General features: G+C 61.4%; 17 protein-coding genes and 1 pseudogene. 11 read left to right on the top strand and 7 right to left on the bottom strand.

Annotation, left to right across the window (positions count from 1 at the left end):
• Positions 1 to 100: 100 nt before the first annotated feature.
• The gene (locus tag J3P84_RS21010) at positions 101 to 1132 is read right to left on the bottom strand and encodes a LacI family DNA-binding transcriptional regulator (protein WP_434625631.1); all 1032 of its coding nucleotides are present in this window, start codon (positions 1130 to 1132) and stop codon (positions 101 to 103) included.
• 216 nt (positions 1133 to 1348) lie between these two features.
• Between J3P84_RS21010 and J3P84_RS21005 the strand changes: the two genes are divergently transcribed.
• Complete coding sequence (locus tag J3P84_RS21005; RefSeq protein ID WP_434625629.1) at positions 1349 to 1882, top strand: gluconokinase; 534 nt, start codon at positions 1349 to 1351, stop codon at positions 1880 to 1882.
• Between the two features lie 92 nt (positions 1883 to 1974).
• Entirely contained in the window at positions 1975 to 3327 is a 1353-nt protein-coding gene (locus J3P84_RS21000) for a GntP family permease (protein ID WP_305496305.1), read from the top strand.
• Between the two features lie 118 nt (positions 3328 to 3445).
• Here the strand turns inward: J3P84_RS21000 and alaC are convergent, their stop codons facing one another.
• A complete protein-coding gene (alaC, locus tag J3P84_RS20995) occupies positions 3446 to 4663 on the bottom strand; it encodes an alanine transaminase (protein ID WP_434569563.1) in 1218 nt (405 codons plus the stop codon).
• Between the two features lie 208 nt (positions 4664 to 4871).
• Between alaC and J3P84_RS20990 the strand changes: the two genes are divergently transcribed.
• Together J3P84_RS20990 and J3P84_RS20985 are read left to right on the top strand one after the other, a co-directional pair.
• A complete protein-coding gene (locus J3P84_RS20990) occupies positions 4872 to 5534 on the top strand; it encodes a LysE family translocator (protein WP_305496303.1) in 663 nt (220 codons plus the stop codon).
• A 79-nt stretch (positions 5535 to 5613) separates the two neighbouring features.
• Positions 5614 to 6102, top strand: a complete 489-nt coding sequence (locus J3P84_RS20985; RefSeq protein ID WP_434625627.1) for a GyrI-like domain-containing protein — start codon at positions 5614 to 5616, stop codon at positions 6100 to 6102.
• A gap of 14 nt (positions 6103 to 6116) precedes the next feature.
• On the opposite strand, the gene J3P84_RS20980 is transcribed toward J3P84_RS20985, so the two are convergent.
• On the bottom strand, positions 6117 to 6605 hold the full coding sequence (locus tag J3P84_RS20980; RefSeq protein WP_434603000.1) for a GNAT family N-acetyltransferase: 489 nt from the start codon (positions 6603 to 6605) through the stop codon (positions 6117 to 6119).
• Positions 6606 to 6745: 140 nt separating this feature from the next.
• Between J3P84_RS20980 and J3P84_RS20975 the strand changes: the two genes are divergently transcribed.
• The 3 genes from J3P84_RS20975 (at position 6746) to J3P84_RS20965 (ending at position 8893) form a co-directional block, all read left to right on the top strand.
• The gene (locus J3P84_RS20975; protein ID WP_434569559.1) at positions 6746 to 7171 is read left to right on the top strand and encodes a YybH family protein; all 426 of its coding nucleotides are present in this window, start codon (positions 6746 to 6748) and stop codon (positions 7169 to 7171) included.
• 56 nt (positions 7172 to 7227) lie between these two features.
• Positions 7228 to 7572, top strand: coding sequence for a YciI family protein (locus J3P84_RS20970; RefSeq protein WP_434625624.1), 345 nt, complete (start codon positions 7228 to 7230; stop codon positions 7570 to 7572).
• Between the two features lie 85 nt (positions 7573 to 7657).
• Positions 7658 to 8893, top strand: a complete 1236-nt coding sequence (locus tag J3P84_RS20965; RefSeq protein ID WP_434625622.1) for an RNA polymerase sigma factor — start codon at positions 7658 to 7660, stop codon at positions 8891 to 8893.
• A gap of 266 nt (positions 8894 to 9159) precedes the next feature.
• Here J3P84_RS20965 and J3P84_RS20960 read toward each other — a convergent pair whose 3' ends face one another.
• The 4 genes and pseudogenes from J3P84_RS20960 to J3P84_RS20945 all read right to left on the bottom strand — a co-directional run bounded on the left by J3P84_RS20960 (position 9160) and on the right by J3P84_RS20945 (position 14481).
• A complete protein-coding gene (locus J3P84_RS20960; protein ID WP_434625620.1) occupies positions 9160 to 10503 on the bottom strand; it encodes an imelysin family protein in 1344 nt (447 codons plus the stop codon).
• A 145-nt stretch (positions 10504 to 10648) separates the two neighbouring features.
• The gene (locus tag J3P84_RS20955) at positions 10649 to 12700 is read right to left on the bottom strand and encodes a putative bifunctional diguanylate cyclase/phosphodiesterase (RefSeq protein WP_434569555.1); all 2052 of its coding nucleotides are present in this window, start codon (positions 12698 to 12700) and stop codon (positions 10649 to 10651) included.
• A gap of 409 nt (positions 12701 to 13109) precedes the next feature.
• Positions 13110 to 13704, bottom strand: a pseudogene (locus J3P84_RS20950) (superoxide dismutase).
• Positions 13705 to 13878: 174 nt separating this feature from the next.
• On the bottom strand, positions 13879 to 14481 hold the full coding sequence (locus J3P84_RS20945; RefSeq protein ID WP_434625618.1) for a LysE/ArgO family amino acid transporter: 603 nt from the start codon (positions 14479 to 14481) through the stop codon (positions 13879 to 13881).
• Between the two features lie 92 nt (positions 14482 to 14573).
• Between J3P84_RS20945 and J3P84_RS20940 the strand changes: the two genes are divergently transcribed.
• The 4 genes from J3P84_RS20940 to J3P84_RS20925 all read left to right on the top strand — a co-directional run bounded on the left by J3P84_RS20940 (position 14574) and on the right by J3P84_RS20925 (position 18485).
• Entirely contained in the window at positions 14574 to 15473 is a 900-nt protein-coding gene (locus J3P84_RS20940) for a LysR family transcriptional regulator ArgP (RefSeq protein WP_434631454.1), read from the top strand.
• Positions 15474 to 15528: 55 nt separating this feature from the next.
• Complete coding sequence (locus tag J3P84_RS20935; protein ID WP_434569553.1) at positions 15529 to 16521, top strand: NAD-dependent epimerase/dehydratase family protein; 993 nt, start codon at positions 15529 to 15531, stop codon at positions 16519 to 16521.
• Between the two features lie 107 nt (positions 16522 to 16628).
• Positions 16629 to 17510 carry an ATPase gene (locus J3P84_RS20930; RefSeq protein WP_434603004.1) on the top strand — a complete coding sequence of 294 codons (882 nt, stop codon included), beginning with the start codon at positions 16629 to 16631 and terminating at the stop codon, positions 17508 to 17510.
• A gap of 132 nt (positions 17511 to 17642) precedes the next feature.
• The gene (locus tag J3P84_RS20925; RefSeq protein WP_434625615.1) at positions 17643 to 18485 is read left to right on the top strand and encodes a cache domain-containing protein; all 843 of its coding nucleotides are present in this window, start codon (positions 17643 to 17645) and stop codon (positions 18483 to 18485) included.
• Positions 18486 to 18534 lie beyond the last annotated feature (49 nt).

Raw genomic sequence — 18534 nt, 5'->3', positions numbered from 1 at the left:
TCAAGAGGCTGCAGGCGAGAGATATGGGGTAGTGCGGCCAATCCTTGCCGTTCGTCGGCATGGTTCGTCGGCATGGCTCGGCCGCATCCTGCCGGGCCGCTCAGGTGCTTTCGCGGACCTTGAGTTCGAACCCCAGGTCCACCGCCGGCTGGGCGATGCGGTTGCCAGCCATCAAGGTGAGCATCTGTTCAGCGGCACGGCGGCCGATGGCTTCCCGTGGGGTGCTGATGCTGCTCAAGCGCGGCACCATGTGGGCCGAGGCGGGCAGGTCGTTGAAACCGAGGATCGAAACCTGCTCGGGGATCCTGATGCCGCTGCGCAACGCTTCGAGCAGCGCGCCGTGGGCCAGGTCGTCGTTGCCGAAGAAGATCGCATCGACGTCCGGATGGCTGGCGAGCAACTGCAGGAACAACTCGCCGCCCAGGCCCACCGATGACGGACGCGGCGTGAGTATTTCCAGGTCCGGGTCGTAGAGCCCGGCCTCCTGCAATGCGCGCCGGAAACCTTCGCCGCGCAACAGCGTGCGCTGGTCCAGTTGCGCGCCGATGTAGGCCAGGCGCTTGCGGCCTCGGGAAACCAGGTGTTCGGCAGCGGTTTCGCCGGCCTTGAGCTGGGAGAAGCCCACACAATTGAGGCCGGCGCCCGGGTCCAGTTCCATCATGTACACGCAGGGAATGTTGCTGGCCTCGATCATCCGTCGAGCGCTTTCGGTGCGGTCGAACCCGGTGAGCAACAATCCTCGCGGCTGATAGGCCATGTAGTTGCGCAGCAGGTCCTCTTCTTCATCCCGGGAATAATGATAATTGCCGATCACCACTTCGAAGCCCTTGGGCCGCAGCACGCGATGAATGGCTTCGAGAGTGTCGATGAACAACAGGTTCGACAACGATGGCACCAGCACCACCACCGAATGGCTCTGGGCCGAAGCCAGGGCGCGGGCGGCGGGGTTGACGACGTAGTTGAGTTCCAGGGCGGCCTGGCGGACCTTGTCCACCAGTTCGACGGCCACGGTGCTGACGCCGCGTAGCGCACGGGAGGCGGTGATCGGGCTGACCCCGGCCAGGCGTGCGACTTCGTTGAGCGTGGGGCGACCGGTGGTGCGAGTATTTTTATCGTTTTTAGGGGCGGTCATCAGGGCGGCTTGCCAAACAAAAATCAAGGCACTAAGGTAGCGCTGTCTCGGCGCGGCTGCAAATGCGTGAGCAGGGTTTGCCTGATCCCCTGTCCGCTGGCGTCGTGGACGTACATGCTGCAACCACAAAAATGACAAGAAGGCGTCGGCAACTTCTGCTTTTGCTGCGGTGTCATAACTGGCAAAGGTAGCGCTGTCTGCGCGCTGAGGTGTTACATGAATAATCCAATCACCGCCCTGGTCATCATGGGCGTTGCCGGTTGCGGCAAAACCTGCGTCAGCCAGGCCCTGTGCCAACTGAGCGGCGCCACCGCCATCGAAGGCGACACTTTCCACCCTGCGGCCAACATCCAGAAGATGAGCGCCGGTATCCCCCTGAACGACGACGACCGTGCCGGCTGGCTCGACAGCCTGTGCGACGAGTTGCGCCGTGTCGACGCCGTGGGCGCGCGCCCGGTGCTGACCTGCTCGGCCCTCAAGCACAGTTATCGCGAGCGCCTGCGCAGCGCCTTGCCGGGCCTGGGCTTCGTATTTCTTGAACTGACCCCGGAAGTGGCCGCTGATCGCGTGTCCCATCGCCCGGGCCATTTCATGCCGTCGACCCTGATCGACAGCCAGTTTGCCACCCTTGAATCTCCTGTCGGCGAGCCCCTGACCCTGGCTCTGGATGCGTCCAGCCACAGCGTTGATGAACTGGCCCGCCAGGCTTACGTCTGGTGGCTGGCCCACGGCCTGAAGCTCGCGAGCTGAAGCGTGGACAATTTGCGTCAGAAAGATAGCGCTGTCCCGACGGCTTGAAAATAACTGCTTCAATAACAACAACAAATCAGGAGACACCTCCCATGTTCGGCATGTCCCACGAGACGTTCCTGCTGCTAGATGCAGTGGTTACGGTGATCGGACTCATCGTCCTCATCACCAAGTTCAAATTCCACCCGTTCATTGCACTGACCATCGCCGCCGCGTTTCTCGGCCTGACGTCGGGCATGCCGACCGGCACCATCATCAAGGCGTTCCAGGACGGCTTTGGTGGCGTGCTCGGTTTTGTCGGCATCATCCTGGCGCTGGGCACGATGCTCGGCAAAATGATGGCCGAGTCGGGCGGTGCCGATCAGATCGCCCAGACCCTGATCCGTGCCTTCGGCAAGGAGAAGGTGCAGTGGGCCATGATGTTCGCCGCGTTCCTGGTGGGCATCCCGCTGTTCTTCGAAATCGGCTTCGTGCTGCTGATCCCGCTGGTGTTCATCGTCGCGCGCCGCACCGGCGTGTCGATCATCAAGATCGGTATCCCGCTGCTCGCCGGTCTTTCCGCCGTCCACGGCCTGGTGCCACCGCACCCGGGTCCGCTGCTGGCGATCGGCATCTTTGGCGCTGACATCGGCAAGACCATTCTCTACGGCCTGATCGTAGCGCTGCCGACCGCCATCATTGCCGGACCGATCTTCGGTACGTTCATCGCCAAGCACATTCCCGGTCATCCGAATCAGGAGCTGGTGGACCAACTGGCCCGCGAGACGAACGCCGCCGAACTGCCAAGCTTCAGCATCACCCTGATCACCGTGCTGTCGCCGGTATTCCTGATGCTGCTCAAGACCTTCGCGGATGTGGCGCTGCCGGACGGCAACCTGTTCCGTGTCTGGATGGACATGATCGGCCACCCGATCTCGGCCTTGCTGCTGGCGTTGCTGCTCTCGCTGTACACCTTCGGCTACAAGCAGGGCATCGGTTCCAGCCAGATGCTGAAGTGGCTGGACGCGAGCCTGGCGCCGACGGCGGCGATCATCCTGATCATCGGTGCCGGCGGTGGCTTCAAGCAGATGCTGGTGACCAGCGGCGTGGGTGACGTGATTGGCCACATGGCCGTGAGCGCACAGATTTCGCCGATCCTGCTGGCCTGGCTGGTGGCGGCGGTGATCCGGATTGCGACCGGTTCGGCGACCGTGGCGACCATTACCGGTGCCGGGATCGTGGTGCCGGTGGTGGGGATGATGCCAGGGGTGAACCGTGAGCTGCTGGTACTGGCGACTGGCGCCGGTTCGCTGATCCTGTCTCACGTCAACGATGCGGGCTTCTGGCTGGTCAAGCAGTACTTCAACATGACCGTGGCCGAAACCTTCAAGACCTGGACCGCGATGGAAACCATCCTGTCCGTGGTTGGGCTGATCTTTATCCTGCTGTTGTCGCTGGTGATCTGAATCTGAGGCAATACCTACTGTGGGAGCGAGCCTGCTCGCGAAGCGATATGACATTCAACATCTGTGTTGACTGTTACATCGTCTTCGCGAGCAGGCTCGCTCCCACATTGGTTTTGGGTCAGGCCTCAGGTTTTTTGATCAACCCATCCGCCCGGAACATCCCGCGGATCCCGCGTACCGCCTGGCGAATCCGGTCCTGGTTCTCGATCAGCGCAAAGCGCACATGATCGTCCCCATATTCCCCGAACCCCACCCCCGGCGAGACGCAGACCTTGGCTTCGGCCAGGAGCTTCTTGGCAAACTCCAGTGAGCCCAGGTGCGCATAGGCCTCGGGAATCTTCGCCCAGACATACATCGATGCCTTGGGATTCTCCACCATCCAGCCCAGTTCATGCAGGCCCTTGACCAGTACGTTGCGGCGCTGGCGGTACTGCTCGGCGATGTCGCGCACGCATTGCTGATCGCCTTCGAGGGCGGCGATGGCGGCCACTTGCAGCGGGGTGAAGGTGCCGTAGTCGTGGTAACTCTTGATCCGCGCCAGGGCGCTGACCAGTTCCGGGTTACCCACCATGAAACCGATGCGCCAGCCGGCCATGTTGTAGCTCTTGGACAGGGTGAAGAACTCCACCGCGATGTCTTTCGCGCCTGGCACCTGCATGATCGACGGGGCTTTCCAGCCGTCATAGACGATGTCGGCGTAGGCCAGGTCGTGGATGACCAGTACGTCGTATTGCTTGGCGAGGGCGATGACCCGCTCGAAGAAGTCGAGCTCCACGCATTGCGCGGTCGGGTTGGACGGGAAACCGAGGATCATCATCTTCGGCTTGGGAATCGAACCGCGAATGGCCCGCTCCAGTTCATCGAAGAAATCCACGCCGGGCACCAGCGGCACCGAACGCACCTGGGCGCCGGCGATCACCGCGCCGTAGATGTGGATCGGATAGCTGGGGTTGGGCACCAGTACCGTGTCGCCCTGGTCAAGGGTGGCCAGCATCAGGTGTGCCAGGCCTTCCTTGGAGCCGATGGTGACGATGGCTTCGCTTTCCGGGTCGATGTCCACTTCGTAGCGGTCCTTGTACCAGCGCGAAATGGCTCGGCGCAGGCGTGGGATGCCTTTGGAAGTGGAGTAGCCGTGGGTATCTTCGCGCTGGGCGACGGTGACCAGCTTCTCGACAATATGCGGGGGCGTGGCGCCGTCGGGGTTACCCATGCTCAAGTCGATGATGTCTTCGCCGCGCCGACGCGCAGCCATCTTCAGCTCGGCAGTGATATTGAATACGTACGGGGGGAGTCGATCGATGCGCGCAAAGCGGCGCGGCGAACCTTGTTCGGCCATTGTTGCCTCGAGATACGTGAGCGCCCGGAACCGTCCGAGCGACGTCGGCCAATGCGTTGGCCTGCGGCGCAAGATAATCGGGCCAATGGCGGATTGTCCAGTAGCCGCGCCGAACTATTTTCGACGACACTGTCGCCCTGGCTGCGCCACCAGCGGTGGCCGTAGCGGCTTGTCGAACCTGTCTTACCCAATTGTAATGGAATGAATAATGGAATTTTCCAGCGGCTTCCTGCTGAGCCTTTCCTTGTGCCTGGACATCGGCGTGGCCAATATCGCGATGATCACCCTGGCGATGCAGCGCGGCTATTTCCAGGGCTTTGCCCTGGGCCTGGGCACCTGCGTAGGCGACCTGGTCTATGCGGTCCTGGCGCTGGCCGGAATGACTGTCCTGCTGCAATACGAAACGGTGCGGTGGGTGCTGTGGATCGGCGGTTCGGTGCTGTTGCTGTATTTCGCCGCGAAGATGGTTCATTCGGCGATCTTTCACAGTGCGGTGCTGGCCGAGGCCGGCGAGGTCCGGGGCAACTCGTCTCGGCAGGAGTTTTTTCGCGGGATTTTCCTGGCGATGTCATCCCCCAGCGCCATCCTCTGGTTTGCGGCGGTGGGGGGTACGCTCATTGCCCGCTCAGGGGGTGGCACGGTAGTCAGTTCGGCGCTGTTTCTGAGCGGATTCCTCTGCGCCGGGCTGCTCTGGAGCGCCGGCCTGTGCCTGGCGGCAACCCAGGGCGGAAAATTGTTGGGGGATAAGTTGCTGCGTTATTCCTATTGGGCATCGGCGGCGATTTTCTGCTATTTCGCCGTCTACGTGATCGTTTCTGGCTACAACGAGTTTGTCGGAACAACCGCCTCGGCTGTCCCGCCTGGACTCTGACAAGCGAAACGGCCCGGCAATCACCGTTTGGGTTCTATACTGCCAAACCCGACTTCAAGTTTTCCGGAGTGTCGAAGCAATGGAATCGCAAAAACGCGTTAATGCATCCGAGCCGCGCTTCGAGCAAGGACGCTTTCAGCTCATCGCCGGTTTCGGCGCGCGTTTTACCCAGGATACCGCCCAAGACATCCCGCTGCTCTGGGAAAAATTCTTGCCCTGGCTTGGCAAAGTGCCGGGGCAGAAAGACGAAGTGACCTACGGCGTGTGTTGCAACCCGGACGGTACAGGCGGCTTTGAATACATTGCCGGCGTGGAGATCAGCCGGCTTGACGACCTTCCGGAACAATACCGCTGGATCGAAATCCAGCCCGGGCCCTACGCCGTGTTCGAGCACAAAGGGCCATTGAAGAACCTGCCGGACACCTTCCACTACATCTGGAAGGAATGGTTGCCGCAGTCCGGCCACCAGGCAGCGGATGAGCCTGAGTTCGAGCGCTACAGCGAAGACTTCAACCCGCGGACGGGGGAAGGCAGCCTGGAGATCTGGATACCCCTCAAGCCGAGTTGATCGTCGCGAGCCTGTTATTCAAAGACCAACCCCATCCGCCGTTCATAACCGATTCGGCCCTTGTAGGCCTCGCCGCTGTCGACCCAGCCCAGGCGGGTGTACAGGCTGATGGCCGCGTCGTTGTCTGCATCCACCGAAAGCTCAAGCCCCTTTATTTCCGGCCATGCCGCTCGGGCGACGGTGGGTAGCGCTTGCAGGCAGGCCTTGCCGTAGCCTTTGCCTTGAGCCCGGCGGTCTACCTGCAAGGCGTGCAGGGTGGCGCTGTGTTCGTTGGCCCAGGCGGGCAGTACGGGTGGCCGCTTGAGCAGCAGGAACGCGACGGGCACTTCGTCGGCCAGCAGCGCAAAACCCTTTACCCCAGGGGCGGGCCTGGACAGCAGCGTATGCAGCGCACCATGGATATCGCCGGAAAACCTGATCTGTTCGGGGTGGATTTCGATGGCTTCGACCTGTTGCCGTTGCAGCGCGGTAAGGTCTTCATAGGGTACGAGCTGAGCAGTCACGAAAACGTCCATTGTTGCCGGCAGAATGAGGCCTGGATTCTAGCGAAATTTTTTCTTTGGATTATTTTTGTTTGGCTGTCGATTCACTGTTTCTCCAGACGACTAAGGCTGTCTCTAATAAAAAACTGCGGAGAACCACCATGAATACCGAAACCGAAATCCAAGCGTTGATCGACACCTATCGCCAGGCCGTCATGGCCAAGGATGTGGAAAAAGTCATGGCGCTCTATGACGACGATATCGTCTCGTTCGATGCCATCCAGGCCCTGCAATTCAAGGGCAAGACCGCCTACCGCGCGCACTGGGAAGCCTGCATGGAAATGTGCCCTGGCCCGCACAAGTTCGATTTCCATCAGGTCCAGATCACGCCGGCCGAGAACATCGCCTTCGCCCATTGGCTGGCCTATTGCGGCGGCACCAACGACAAAGGCGAAGAGCAGGCATGCTGGATGCGTGTGACAGCTTGCTACAAGCGTACGGCCGGCGCGTGGAAGATCGTCCATGAACATTGGTCGGCGCCATTCGACCCGATGGCGGGTACGGCGATATTCGACTTGCAGCCCTGATCGGCTACGGTTTCCTCCTGCCACCTTTGTCGATCGGTTCGATCACGGAGCTTTCCATGAAGTATTTATGCCTGGTGTACAGCAATGAACAGGTCCTGCACAACTCTCCCGACAGCCCTGAGGACGCAGAGTGCATGGCTTATGCCGAGTCGATCCAGGGCAGCGGTCGCATGCTCGCCGCCGAAGCCCTGGAGTCGGTGCAGACCGCCACCACGGTGCGTATGCGCGGCGGCAAACTGTCGATTACCGACGGCCCGTTCGCCGAAACCAAGGAGCAACTGGCGGGCTTCTACCTGATCGACGCCAAGGACTTGAACGAAGCCATCCAGGTCGCCGGGCACATCCCGGCGGCCCGGGTCGGCTGCGTCGAAGTCCGGCCGGTACGCCAGCTGAATCCCTGAACGACAATCACAACGGGATGATTTTCATGAGCCGTGAACCTGCTTTGTTGTCCATCAGTCCGATCACCCAAGGCCTTCCCGGCTGATGTCGGCTGAAGCGGTCAAGGCGCGGGTCGAGCAGGTTTATCGCCAGGATTCGCGGCGAATCCTGGCGACGCTGATTCGCCTGCTGGGAGATTTCGATCTCGCCGAGGAAGCCTTGCACGAGGCGTTCTTCGTCGCGGTCGAGCGCTGGCAGCGCGACGGCGTGCCGGACAATCCCCGGGCCTGGCTGGTGTCGGCCGGGCGTTTCAAGGCGATTGACAGCCTGCGTCGGCGGGCGCGCTTCGCGGCGTCCCAGCCGATGCTGATCGCGCAACTCGAAGAGCTTGAACAGGCCGAGTGGAGTGATGAGGACGTGGAAGATGACCGCCTGCGGCTGATTTTCACCTGTTGCCACCCGGCTCTGGCCGCTGATGCCCAGGTACCGTTGACGCTGCGGGAAGTCTGCGACCTGACCACCGAGGAAATTGCTCGTGCGTTTCTTGCCGCGCCGGCAGCCATCGCCCAGCGCATCGTGCGGGCCAAGGCGAAGATTCGTGATGCGAAGATTCCCTATCAGGTGCCGTCCCGCACGGAGCTGCCTGAACGACTCGACAGTGTGCTGCGGGTGATCTACCTGGTGTTCAACGAGGGCTATTCAGCCTCGATGGGGGCCGAGTTGACCCGCGATGACCTGACCCGCGAAGCCATACGCCTCGCACGCCTGCTGTTGGAGTTGCTGCCCGAAGCTGAAGTGATGGGCTTGCTGGCGCTGATGCTGCTGCACGAGTCGCGGCGGCCTGCGCGAATGTCGATGGCCGGCGATCTGGTCTTGCTCGATGAGCAGGACCGGTCGCTATGGGACCCGGCAATGATTGCCGAAGGTTGCGCGATGGTCGAGGCCGCGCTCAACACCCGGCGGTTCGGACCGTATTGCCTGCAAGCCGCGATTGCTGCGGTGCACGCCGAAGCGCCGAGCGCCCGGGAGACCGATTGGCCGCAGATCGTCGGCCTCTACGATGTGCTGTTGCGGGCCGTGCCGTCGCCAGTGATCGAACTCAACCGCGCGGCCGCCCTGGCCAAGCGCGATGGGCCGCAGGAGGGGCTACGCCTGGTTGACGGGATACTCGGCAGGGGCGAGCTGCTTGACTATCACCTGGCCCATTCGGCGCGGGCTGAGTTCTGCCGGCAGTTGGGGCGAGTGGAGGAGGCGAGGGCCGCCTATCGACGGGCGCTTGAATTGACGCAGCAACTGCCGGAGCGGCGGTTCATTGAAGCCAGGCTTGCGGGATTGGACTGATAATCAACCAGACGACGGCCCCTGTGGGAGCGAGCCTGCTCGCGAAAGCGTCAGCATAATCGACATCCGTTGTTGCTTTATCCACCGTCTTCGCGAGCAGGCTCGCTCCCACAGGAATGACCTCACATTATCGAAACACCACAAACCAATGTGGGAGCGAGCTTGCTCGCGATAGCGGTGTATCAGCCACTATTGCTGTCGGCTGGTAGACCCTATCGCGAGCAAGCTCGCTCCCACAGGTGCATCGATGGCTAGTCTGGCGTTGATCAGAACTCGTGATCAGCGTTGTCCGGGTTCAGGTCGCTGATACCCAGCTTGCCCGCAGCCTGTTCGATCGAGCCGGTCTGCTTGACCAGGGCGGCGATGGCGTCACGCACGATCTGGTTGCCCGCGGTGTTACCGGCGGCGATCAGCTGGTCATAGTGCTCACCCTTGTTGGCGTGATCGACCATGACCTGGATCTTGGCTTCGGTCTCGGCCAGCTCGGCCTTGAGCGTGGTGTCGGCGGCCGGGTCGGCCTTGGCCACCAGGGAGGACAGGCTCGCGCCGGTCATCTTGGTGCCGTCGACGCGGGTGTATTCGCCCAGGTAGACGTTACGCACACCCTTGGCATCGTAGAAATGCGAGTAGTGGGTGTTGTCGCTGAAGCAATCCTGTTCGTCTTCTGGCGAGTTGGCTTCCAGGGAGACCTTCATGCGCTCGCCCGCCAGTTCACCCAGGGACAGGCTGCCCATGCCGAACAGCATCTTGCGCAGACCGGTTTCAGCCGGTTCGGCTTCCAGCGTGGCGCGGTAGTTGTCGGCGACGTTCGGTTTCCAGTTGCCGACCATTTCCTGCAAGTCGTTCACCAGCAGCTGGGTCACGGACTTGAGGTAGGCACGCCGACGGTCGTTGTGGCCGCCAGTGGCGCCGGCGCCTTCCAGGTAGTCCGAAGCCGGACGATTGCCGGCACCCGGGCCGGTGCCGTTGAGGTCCTGGCCCCACAGCAGGAATTCGATGGCGTGGTAGCCGGTGGCAACGTTGGCCTCGGAACCACCCAGCTCGTTCAGGCTGGCGAGTTTTTCCGGGGTGATGTCTTTGACGTCGACCTTGTCTTCGCCGACCTGCACTTCGGTGTTGGCGATGATGTTGGCGGTAGCGCCCGGGTTACCCAGGGCGTGCTCGTAGGATTTGTCGACGTAGTCGATCAGGCCTTCGTCCAGGGGCCATGCGTTCACCTGGCCTTCCCAGTCGTCGATGATGGTGTTGCCGAAGCGGAACACTTCGCTCTGCAGGTAAGGCACGCGCGCGGCAACCCAGGCAGCCTTGGCGGCTTTCAGGGTATCTGCGTTCGGCTTGGCGAGGAAGGCGTCGACGGCGGTCTGCAGGGTTTTCGCGGTGGATTCGGCATCGCTGTAGACGGCGTAGACGATGTCGGCGTAGTGCGCGACAACGGCCTTGCCAGCGGCTTCGTCGATCTTGCCAGCGGCAGCGGGGGCAGCCGGAGCCGCAGTGCTGGCGGCCGGCGTTGGCGCTTGCGGCGCGGCCGCCTTGTCTTTGCCTTCGCCGCAACCGGCGAGGGAAATAGCGATGGCCAACAGACTGGCGGTAGCCAGAGGCATACGAATCATGGCGAACATCCTGCTTCGGTGATGAATGGGACAGGCGCGAGGGCGCGCAAAACTGCGACATAATGCGAAAGATTTGCATTATATGTAAAGAGCTGCGGCGGTAATATTTCTAGCGCAGGCAGCCCGCGGAGAAGGGGGGAAACAGTCAGATGATCGAGGCGTTGATGCGCTCGGCTTGCTTCAGATAGTTACCCAGCTCCCGTGCCGGCAACGGTTTGCTGTAGTAGTAGCCCTGACCTTCATGGCAGCCCTCGGCAATGATGTAGGCTTCCTGCTCGATCGTTTCGACGCCTTCGGCGATCACCTGCATGCCCAGGCTCTTGCCGAGCTGGATGATGGCGCGAACGATGGTCGCATCGTCTTCGTCATCGAGCAGGTCCTGGACGAAACTCTTGTCGATCTTGATCTTGTCCAGCGGCAGGCTCTTGAGATAACTCAAGGACGAATAGCCGGTGCCGAAGTCGTCGATGGCAATCAGCGCGCCGGAACGGCGCAGGCTCAACAGATGCTGGGCGGCCGTGGTGATGTCTTCCATCAGGCCGGTTTCAGTGACCTCCAGCTCCAGGCTGCGCGGGGGCAAGCGGTACATCTGCAGGAAATTGCTCACCACCCGGGGCAGTTCGGCGTGGTGCAGTTGCACCGTCGACAGGTTGACGGCCATGCGCAGGTCGACAAAACCCTGGTCGTGCCATTCGCGCAACTGTTTGCAGGCCTGGTCCAGCACCCATTCGCCAATGGCGATGATGGTGCCGTTCTGTTCCGCCAAGGGAATGAACAGGTCGGGCGGTACGAGGCCGTGCTCGGGGTGATGCCAGCGGATCAGCGCTTCGGTGCCGACCACCCGCAGGTCGCGGTAGCTGACCTGCGGCTGGTAGACCAGGGTGAACTGGTCGCGAGCCAACGCCTCGCGCAGGTCTTTTTCCAGTTCACGCCGACGGCGCATTTCACTGTCGACGCTGGCGATATAGAACTGGTAGCGATTGCGCGAGCGCGTCTTGGCCAGGGTCATGGTCTGCTCGGCTTTTTGCAGGAGCTTCTCGGTGCTGTCGCCGTCTTCGGGGAACAGCGTGATACCGATGGTGGCCCGCAGGCGGATCCCCTGGTCGTCGAGGATGAATGGCGCTTCCAGATCGTCGAGGATGCTCTGGGCCAGTTCGGCGGCCTCGTAAGGCTGCTCGATATCGGCTTGCACCAGGGCGAACTGGTCGCCGCCCAGCCGCGCCAGGGCGCCGAGGCGCCCACTGTGGGCGCGCAGCCGATCGGCCAAGGCCAGCAGCAACTGGTCGCCGGTCTGATAGCTGAACTGCTCGTTGATGCCCTTGAAGTCGTCCAGTCCCACACACAACACGGCCACGCGACGTTGCAGGCGCCCGGCGTCCACCAGGATCTTGTCCAGTTGTTGTTGCAGTTGCTGGCGATTGGGCAGGCCGGTGAGGAAGTCGTACTGGGCCATGCGCAGCAGGCTGTTTTCCGCTTCGTGGCGCAAGTGCGTGTTGCGCTCGATGGATTCGAGCAACTGGTTCGCGGTGTTGATCCACAGGCCGAGTTCGTTTTGCTCGTGGCCCCGTAGCTGCGGAATCTTGTGCGCGCTGGGGCGATCGGGGTTGATTTCGGTCAGGTGCTGGATGATCCGCGACAACGGTTTGGTCAGCAGCCAGTGATAGACCAGGTACAGCACCAGGCCCATGGCCAGGGCCCGGAGCATTCCGGAAATGAAAATGATCACCGAGCTGACAATGAAGCCCTGGCCATAGGTGGCGGTGTCGAGGGTGATGCTCAGGTCGCCGTAGTATTCACTGTAGGGCCCGCGTCCCACCAGTTGCGTGGTGAAGGTGCGCTCCTGGCCCAGGATCAGGTCGGTCAGCCAGCGGCTTTCGGAATGCTGGAGGGGCCGGGTCTTCTCGGCGAGCATCGTTTCGTGGGGGTGGCCGATGGAGGCCATGCGCACGGCCTCATCCTGGAACAGGCCTTCGATGACCTGCATGCCCATTTCCCGGTCGAGGCTGTAGACCGCCTGGGTGGAAGGGTCGCGGAACATATCGAGGATGCGCTGGGCGTCGTCGGCGACGGCCCGATTGGTTTTGTAGGCATCGAAAACGATCTGGGCGCAGCTCAAGACCACGCCAACGATCAATGCCGAAAGGAGCACGACCCGGAGCAACTTCACAGACAAGCTGTTCTTGAGTTCCAGCTTCAAAGAGGGATTCCTTGTTCCGTGCGGGTAGCGTCAAGTTGCCATGAGTATTGGCAATCCTGTGATGTCAGTCAAAGGGACAATCCAACACAAGGCTTTTCGCCTGAAACCTGGCCGTTATACGGTGTTTGCAGAGTCTTTGCTCTACGACCATTGTTTCGGTTGAGGAGGGCCGCAACTTGAGGCCTGGCGGGATTATTTATCGGATTTCAGACGCGAGGTCATTTGCACCCCGCAAAGCTAGGGGGAGCGAGCTTATGTGGGAGCGGGCTTGCTCGCGAAAGCGGTTTATCAGTCCACTAATGCTTGTCTGTCAGACCGCTTTCGCGAGCAAGCCCGCTCCCACAGTCCAGACCATAAAAAAAGGCGCCTTCCCTCGCGGAAAAAGCGCCGTTTTTCATGGCATCACAACTTACGCAGTAAAGGTCTTGCCTTCGAACTGCTCAGCCACGAACTTCCAGTTGACCAGGTTCCAGAACGCTTCGACGTACTTCGGACGAACGTTGCGGTAGTCGATGTAGTAGGCGTGTTCCCAAACGTCGCAGGTCAACAGCGGAGTGTCGCCGCTGGTCAGCGGGTTGCCGGCGCCGATGGTGCTGGCCAGGGCCAGGGAGCCGTCGGCCTTTTTCACCAGCCAGCCCCAGCCGGAACCGAAGGTGCCGATGGAAGTCTTGCTGAATTCTTCCTTGAACTTGTCGAACGAACCGAAGGCTGCGTTGATGGCTTCAGCCAGGGCGCCGGTTGGTTGACCGCCGGCATTTGGCGCCAGGCAGTTCCAGTAGAAAGTGTGGTTCCAGACCTGAGCGGCGTTGTTGAAGATACCGCCCGAGGAAGTCTTGACGATTTCTTCCAGGGTCTTGCCTTCGAACTCGGTGCCAGGCACCAGGTTGTTCAGGTTCACGACATAGGTGTTGGTGCTTGTCGTGGTGGTACTCCAGAGTTTCTTTGGAGATGTGCGGCTGCAGTGCATCGTGAGGATAGGGCAGCGGCGGCAATTCGAAAGCCATGGTGATTCTCCTAATCAGGTCAGTTGCGGTGAGCGCAAGGCCGATCACGGGCGGCCAGACTAGCGCCGGGGAGTTTGTACTCTTTGCGGCGCAGGAGTCGGATCATAGCACCGGGGGTGCGGCATAACCACGCAACAACTGTGTGGAATAGAGGTTCCAGAGCGGTTTGGAATATCAGCCCGAGACGATCAGTTGCAGCGCCACGGTGAACATCATCAGCGCCACCAGCAGGTCCAGTATCCGCCAGGTACTGGGTCGGGCCAGCCAGGGAGCCAGCCATGCCGCACCAATGGCCAGGGTCGAAAACCACAGCAGCGAGGCACTGGCCGCCCCCATGACGTAGGCGCCGGGCATGCTCTGCTGGGCGCCGAGGGAGCCGATCAGCAACACGGTGTCGAGATAGACGTGGGGGTTGAGCAGCGTGACCGCGAGTGCGCTCAGCAGGACTGTTCCCAGTGAGCGCGCGGCCTGTTTTTCATCGCGTTGCAGGCTCTGTTTCGAACAGGCGCGGCGCAGTGCCTGGGTACCGTACCAGAGCAGAAACGCGGCGCCGCCCCAGCGTGCGATCGAAAGCAGCAACGGGCTTTGCGCCAATAGCGTCGCCAGGCCGAACACTCCGGCGGCGACCAGCAACGCATCGCAGATGATGCACAAGGCAGCCACCGGCAAATGGTGCTCGCGGCGCAAGCTCTGGGCGAGCACGAATGCGTTCTGCGTGCCAATGGCCATGATCAATCCGAGGGCGACCAGCAGCCCGTTCACATAACTTTGCCACATGACATCAATTCTCCAGCTGGATTTGCAATGCTGGCCATTCTCCGGTCCGGCGCGGTATAAGAAAAACCAATATTGCTGATTGCCTATTAGGAATACTGATGTTCGATTACAAACTGCTGTCTGCCCTGGCGGCCATTGTCGAGCAGGCCGGATTCGAGCGTGCCGCCCAGGTGTTGGGACTGTCGCAGTCGGCCATCTCCCAGCGGATCAAGCTTCTGGAAGCGCGTGTCGGCCAGCCCGTGCTGGTGCGTGTCACACCGCCGGTACCCACTGAAATCGGCCGACGCCTGCTCAACCATGTGCAACAGGTTCGTTTGCTTGAACGCGACCTGCAAAGCCTGGTGCCGGCGCTGGATGAGGCCGGGTTGCCGGAGCGCCTGCGAATTGCCCTGAACGCCGACAGCCTGGCTACCTGGTGGGCCGGTGCGGTGGGGGCGTTCTGTGCCGAGCGGCAGCTCTTGTTGGACCTGGTGGTGGAAGACCAGAACGTCGGCCTCAAGCGCATGCGCGCCGGGGAAGTGGCGGCCTGCGTCTGCGCCAGCGAACGGCCGGTGGCCGGCGCCCGCAGCGTATTGCTGGGGGCGATGCGCTACCGGGCGCTTGCCAGCCCTGCGTTCATCGCCCGGCACTTCCCCGGCGGGGTGCGCGCCGATCAGTTGGCCCGGACGCCGGCCCTGGTATTCGGCCCGGATGATTTCCTGCAACACCGTTACCTGGCTTCCCTCGGTATCGAGGGCGGTTTCGAGCACCATCTGTGCCCGTCGTCCGAAGGTTTCATCCGTCTCGCTGAAGCGGGGCTTGGCTGGGGACTGGTGCCGGAACTGCAAGTGCGCGAGCAACTGGCGCGGGGCGTGCTGGTGGAGTTGTTGCCTGACAAGCCGATTGATGTGCCGCTGTACTGGCATCATTGGCGCAATGGCGGACACTTGCTCGGTCTGTTGACCGAGCAAATGATTCAGGCGTCCCGGCAGTGGCTGGTGCCGTTGGCCTGACTGACAGCGTCAGGATTAGACGAAGTATGCAAAACCCTAGCAATCGGAGCACTACATGAAGATTCTGGTCACCGGCGCAAGCGGCTTCATCGGCGGACGCTTCGCGCGTTTCGCCCTTGAGCAGGGCCTGGATGTACGGGTCAATGGCCGCCGGGCCGAAAGCGTCGAGCATCTGGTGCGGCGTGGCGCCGAGTTCATCCAGGGCGACCTCAGCGAGCCGATGCTGGCCCTCGACCTGTGTCGCGATATCGATGCCGTGGTGCATTGTGCCGGCTCGGTGGGGCTGTGGGGGCGCTATCAGGACTTTCACCAGGGCAACGTCCAGCTCACCGAAAACATCGTCGAGGCGTGCCTCAAGCAAAAGGTCCGGCGATTGGTGCACCTCTCCTCACCGTCGATCTATTTTGATGGCCGTGACCACTTGGGACTGACCGAAGAGCAGGTGCCCAAACGTTTCAAGCATCCCTACGCCGCCACCAAGTACCTGGCCGAACAGAAGGTCTTCGGCGCCCAGGAGTTCGGCCTGGAGGTGTTGGCGCTGCGGCCGCGCTTCGTCACTGGTGCCGGTGACATGAGCATTTTTCCGCGCTTGCTCAAGATGCAGCGCAAGGGACGACTGGCGATTATCGGCAACGGCTTGAACAAGGTCGATTTCACCAGCATGCAGAACCTCAACGAAGCACTGCTCAGCAGCCTGCTGGCCACCGGTTCGGCCCTGGGCAAGGCTTACAACATCAGTAACGGGGCGCCCGTTCCGTTGTGGGACGTAGTCAATTATGTGATGCGGCAGATGGAAGTCCCACAAGTCAGGCGTTACCGCTCCTACGGGCTGGCCTACAGCGTTGCGGCCATGAACGAAGGGTTCTGCGCATTATGGCCGGGGCGCCCGGAGCCGACGTTGTCGCGCCTTGGCATGCAGGTGATGAACAGGAATTTCACCCTGGACATCGGTCGGGCCCGGCATTATCTCGATTACGATCCGCAAGTCAGCCTGTGGGCTGCGCTCGATGAATTTTGCGCCTGGTGGCGCGTCCAATATGCCCGCTGATCGCCCCGTCATGAACCGAGTGCCCGGTTCGGGGTCAATGGCTGCGGTGGGCGAGGGGGTTATACTCGCCGCATCGAGTCACTACCGATTTCCCAAAGGTTGAACCCATGCCCACGCGTAACGATGCCAACGACGACTTCGACGATGTACCGAGCCTGCGGATGCGGGCGGACATTCCCGATGACGATGACTTCCTGACCAACCGCCAGCCCCACGTGCAAGCGCGTCCGGCGCCTGTTGCGGCGGCCAGGGTCAAGGCACCAAGCACCGGGCCGTTGTGGGCATTGGTCGGTGCCTTGCTGTGCGCCTTGGCGTTTCTCGCGTGGTGGAGTTTCCAGCAGATTTCCCTGATGGAGCAGCAACTGGTGGCCACCCAGGAGAGCTTCGCCCGGATCAGTGAGGATGCGGCGGGCCGCCTGCAGGACATCTCCGGCAAAGTGGTTGCCGGGCAGTCCAACGTGATGAGCGACAGTGAAGCCTTGAAATTGCAGATCAAGCAGTTGGACAGCAAGCTGCAGGAGCAGGGCCGGCAATTCGACGGCAAGTTGATGGAGCAGTACAAGCAGCTGCAAGGCGCGTTCGGACCGTCCGCCGACCTGGACAAGCAATTGGCCCAGATGATCGCCCAGGATTCCGAACAGCAGAACGCCTACACCCAGTTGCAAGCGGCCAATACCCAGCTCCAGGCCCAGGTCAAGGCGTTGGCGGCCGAGGTTGCAACCTTGAAGAACCAAGGCGAGGGCGGCGCGCTGGATGCCCAGCTCAAGAGCATCGGTGCCGACATCACGGCCTTGAAAAGAGCCAACTCGAACTCGGCCATCGAGCGCCTGGAGCAGGACATGATCGTGCTCAAGAGTCAGCAGGAGAACCGCTCGGGGGGCAATAACGCCGAGTTCGATGCCTTCCGCGGCCAGGTCACGCGCAACATCAATACCCTGCAATCGCAGATCCAGTACCTGCAACAGCAACTGAGCAATCGGGCCCAGTAACGGGCCCCGTGGGAGCGAGTCTGCTCGCTCCCACAGGTATTGCAGTTCGCCTGCAACCATCTCCTGAATACTCCAACATCACCCCACCCCGTCTACGCTCTTGGAACACCAACAAGAACGAGGGGCGTGCCCATGGGGTTTATTCGAAGGCTGGCCTGGCTGGCCGCAATGCTGGCGCTGGGGCTGAACCACGCACAGGCCGCTACGCCGGATGACGGCCAGGCGGCTCGGGCGCTGTTGGAAAGGGCGTTGGCCTACTATCACGATTACGGCGACTATGCGTTCGCCGCCTTCAGCCGCCAAGGCGAATTCGTCGACAAGGACCGCTACGTGTTCGTGGTCGACACCCAGGGAGTAATGCTTGCCAGCGGCGGCCCATCGTCAGCGCTGATCGGGCGAGACGTGTCCGAGGTATTGGGGCCGGATCTGCGCAAGGCGTTCAAGGATGCGTTGAAGACCCCGGAAGCCAGCGGCATCCAGCAGGCCGAGTATCGCTGGCAGAACTGGGCGGACGGCAAGGTCGAGCGCAAGCGTGTGTATTTCCAGCGGGTCGGCGAGCATATCCTCGCGGTTGGCTATTACTTGCCAAGGGCTTCTGCCGAACAGGCCAGGGCGCTACTGGACAAGGCTTCGGCGGACCTGCTGAAGAGTGAGAAAGCCACGCTGACGGCGATCAATTCCCTCAAGGGCGGTTACCTTCAGGATGACCTGTACGTCTTTGTCGTTGATCTCGATACCCGCCGTTATGTCGGTCATGGCACCAATCTGCGTTTGATCAATACCGATTTTGCGAAGGTCAAGGATCCGGCCGGCAAACCGGTGGGTGAGCCGATCCTGGCAATGATGGGCAAGCAGGATGCGGGGGAATATGAGTATCGCTGGAAGAATCCGGTCACGGGGAAGGTCGAGAACAAGCATGCCTATTTGAAAAAGGCTGGGCATTTGTTGGTGGCTGTGGGGTATTACAGTCCTTGATTTATGGGTTTCTGGATTTTGGATGTATATCCGTTACCGCAGCAACGGA

The organism is Pseudomonas sp. Z1-29, from assembly GCF_051131995.1.
Lineage (GTDB): Bacteria > Pseudomonadota > Gammaproteobacteria > Pseudomonadales > Pseudomonadaceae > Aquipseudomonas.
This window is presented reverse-complemented; position numbering and strand designations above follow the sequence as displayed.

Bases quoted from the DNA above. Each gene is read 5' to 3' on its own strand.
- J3P84_RS21010 (WP_434625631.1), bottom strand. From the start codon at position 1,132: ATGACCGCCCCTAAAAACGATAAAAATACTCGCACCACCGGTCGCCCC.
- J3P84_RS21005 (WP_434625629.1), top strand. From the start codon at position 1,349: ATGAATAATCCAATCACCGCCCTGGTCATCATGGGCGTTGCCGGTTGC.
- J3P84_RS21000 (WP_305496305.1), top strand. From the start codon at position 1,975: ATGTTCGGCATGTCCCACGAGACGTTCCTGCTGCTAGATGCAGTGGTT.
- alaC (WP_434569563.1), bottom strand. From the start codon at position 4,663: ATGGCCGAACAAGGTTCGCCGCGCCGCTTTGCGCGCATCGATCGACTC.
- J3P84_RS20990 (WP_305496303.1), top strand. From the start codon at position 4,872: ATGGAATTTTCCAGCGGCTTCCTGCTGAGCCTTTCCTTGTGCCTGGAC.
- J3P84_RS20985 (WP_434625627.1), top strand. From the start codon at position 5,614: ATGGAATCGCAAAAACGCGTTAATGCATCCGAGCCGCGCTTCGAGCAA.
- J3P84_RS20975 (WP_434569559.1), top strand. From the start codon at position 6,746: ATGAATACCGAAACCGAAATCCAAGCGTTGATCGACACCTATCGCCAG.
- J3P84_RS20970 (WP_434625624.1), top strand. From the start codon at position 7,228: ATGAAGTATTTATGCCTGGTGTACAGCAATGAACAGGTCCTGCACAAC.
- J3P84_RS20965 (WP_434625622.1), top strand. From the start codon at position 7,658: ATGTCGGCTGAAGCGGTCAAGGCGCGGGTCGAGCAGGTTTATCGCCAG.
- J3P84_RS20960 (WP_434625620.1), bottom strand. From the start codon at position 10,503: ATGATTCGTATGCCTCTGGCTACCGCCAGTCTGTTGGCCATCGCTATT.
- J3P84_RS20945 (WP_434625618.1), bottom strand. From the start codon at position 14,481: ATGTGGCAAAGTTATGTGAACGGGCTGCTGGTCGCCCTCGGATTGATC.
- J3P84_RS20935 (WP_434569553.1), top strand. From the start codon at position 15,529: ATGAAGATTCTGGTCACCGGCGCAAGCGGCTTCATCGGCGGACGCTTC.
- J3P84_RS20930 (WP_434603004.1), top strand. From the start codon at position 16,629: ATGCCCACGCGTAACGATGCCAACGACGACTTCGACGATGTACCGAGC.
- J3P84_RS20925 (WP_434625615.1), top strand. From the start codon at position 17,643: ATGGGGTTTATTCGAAGGCTGGCCTGGCTGGCCGCAATGCTGGCGCTG.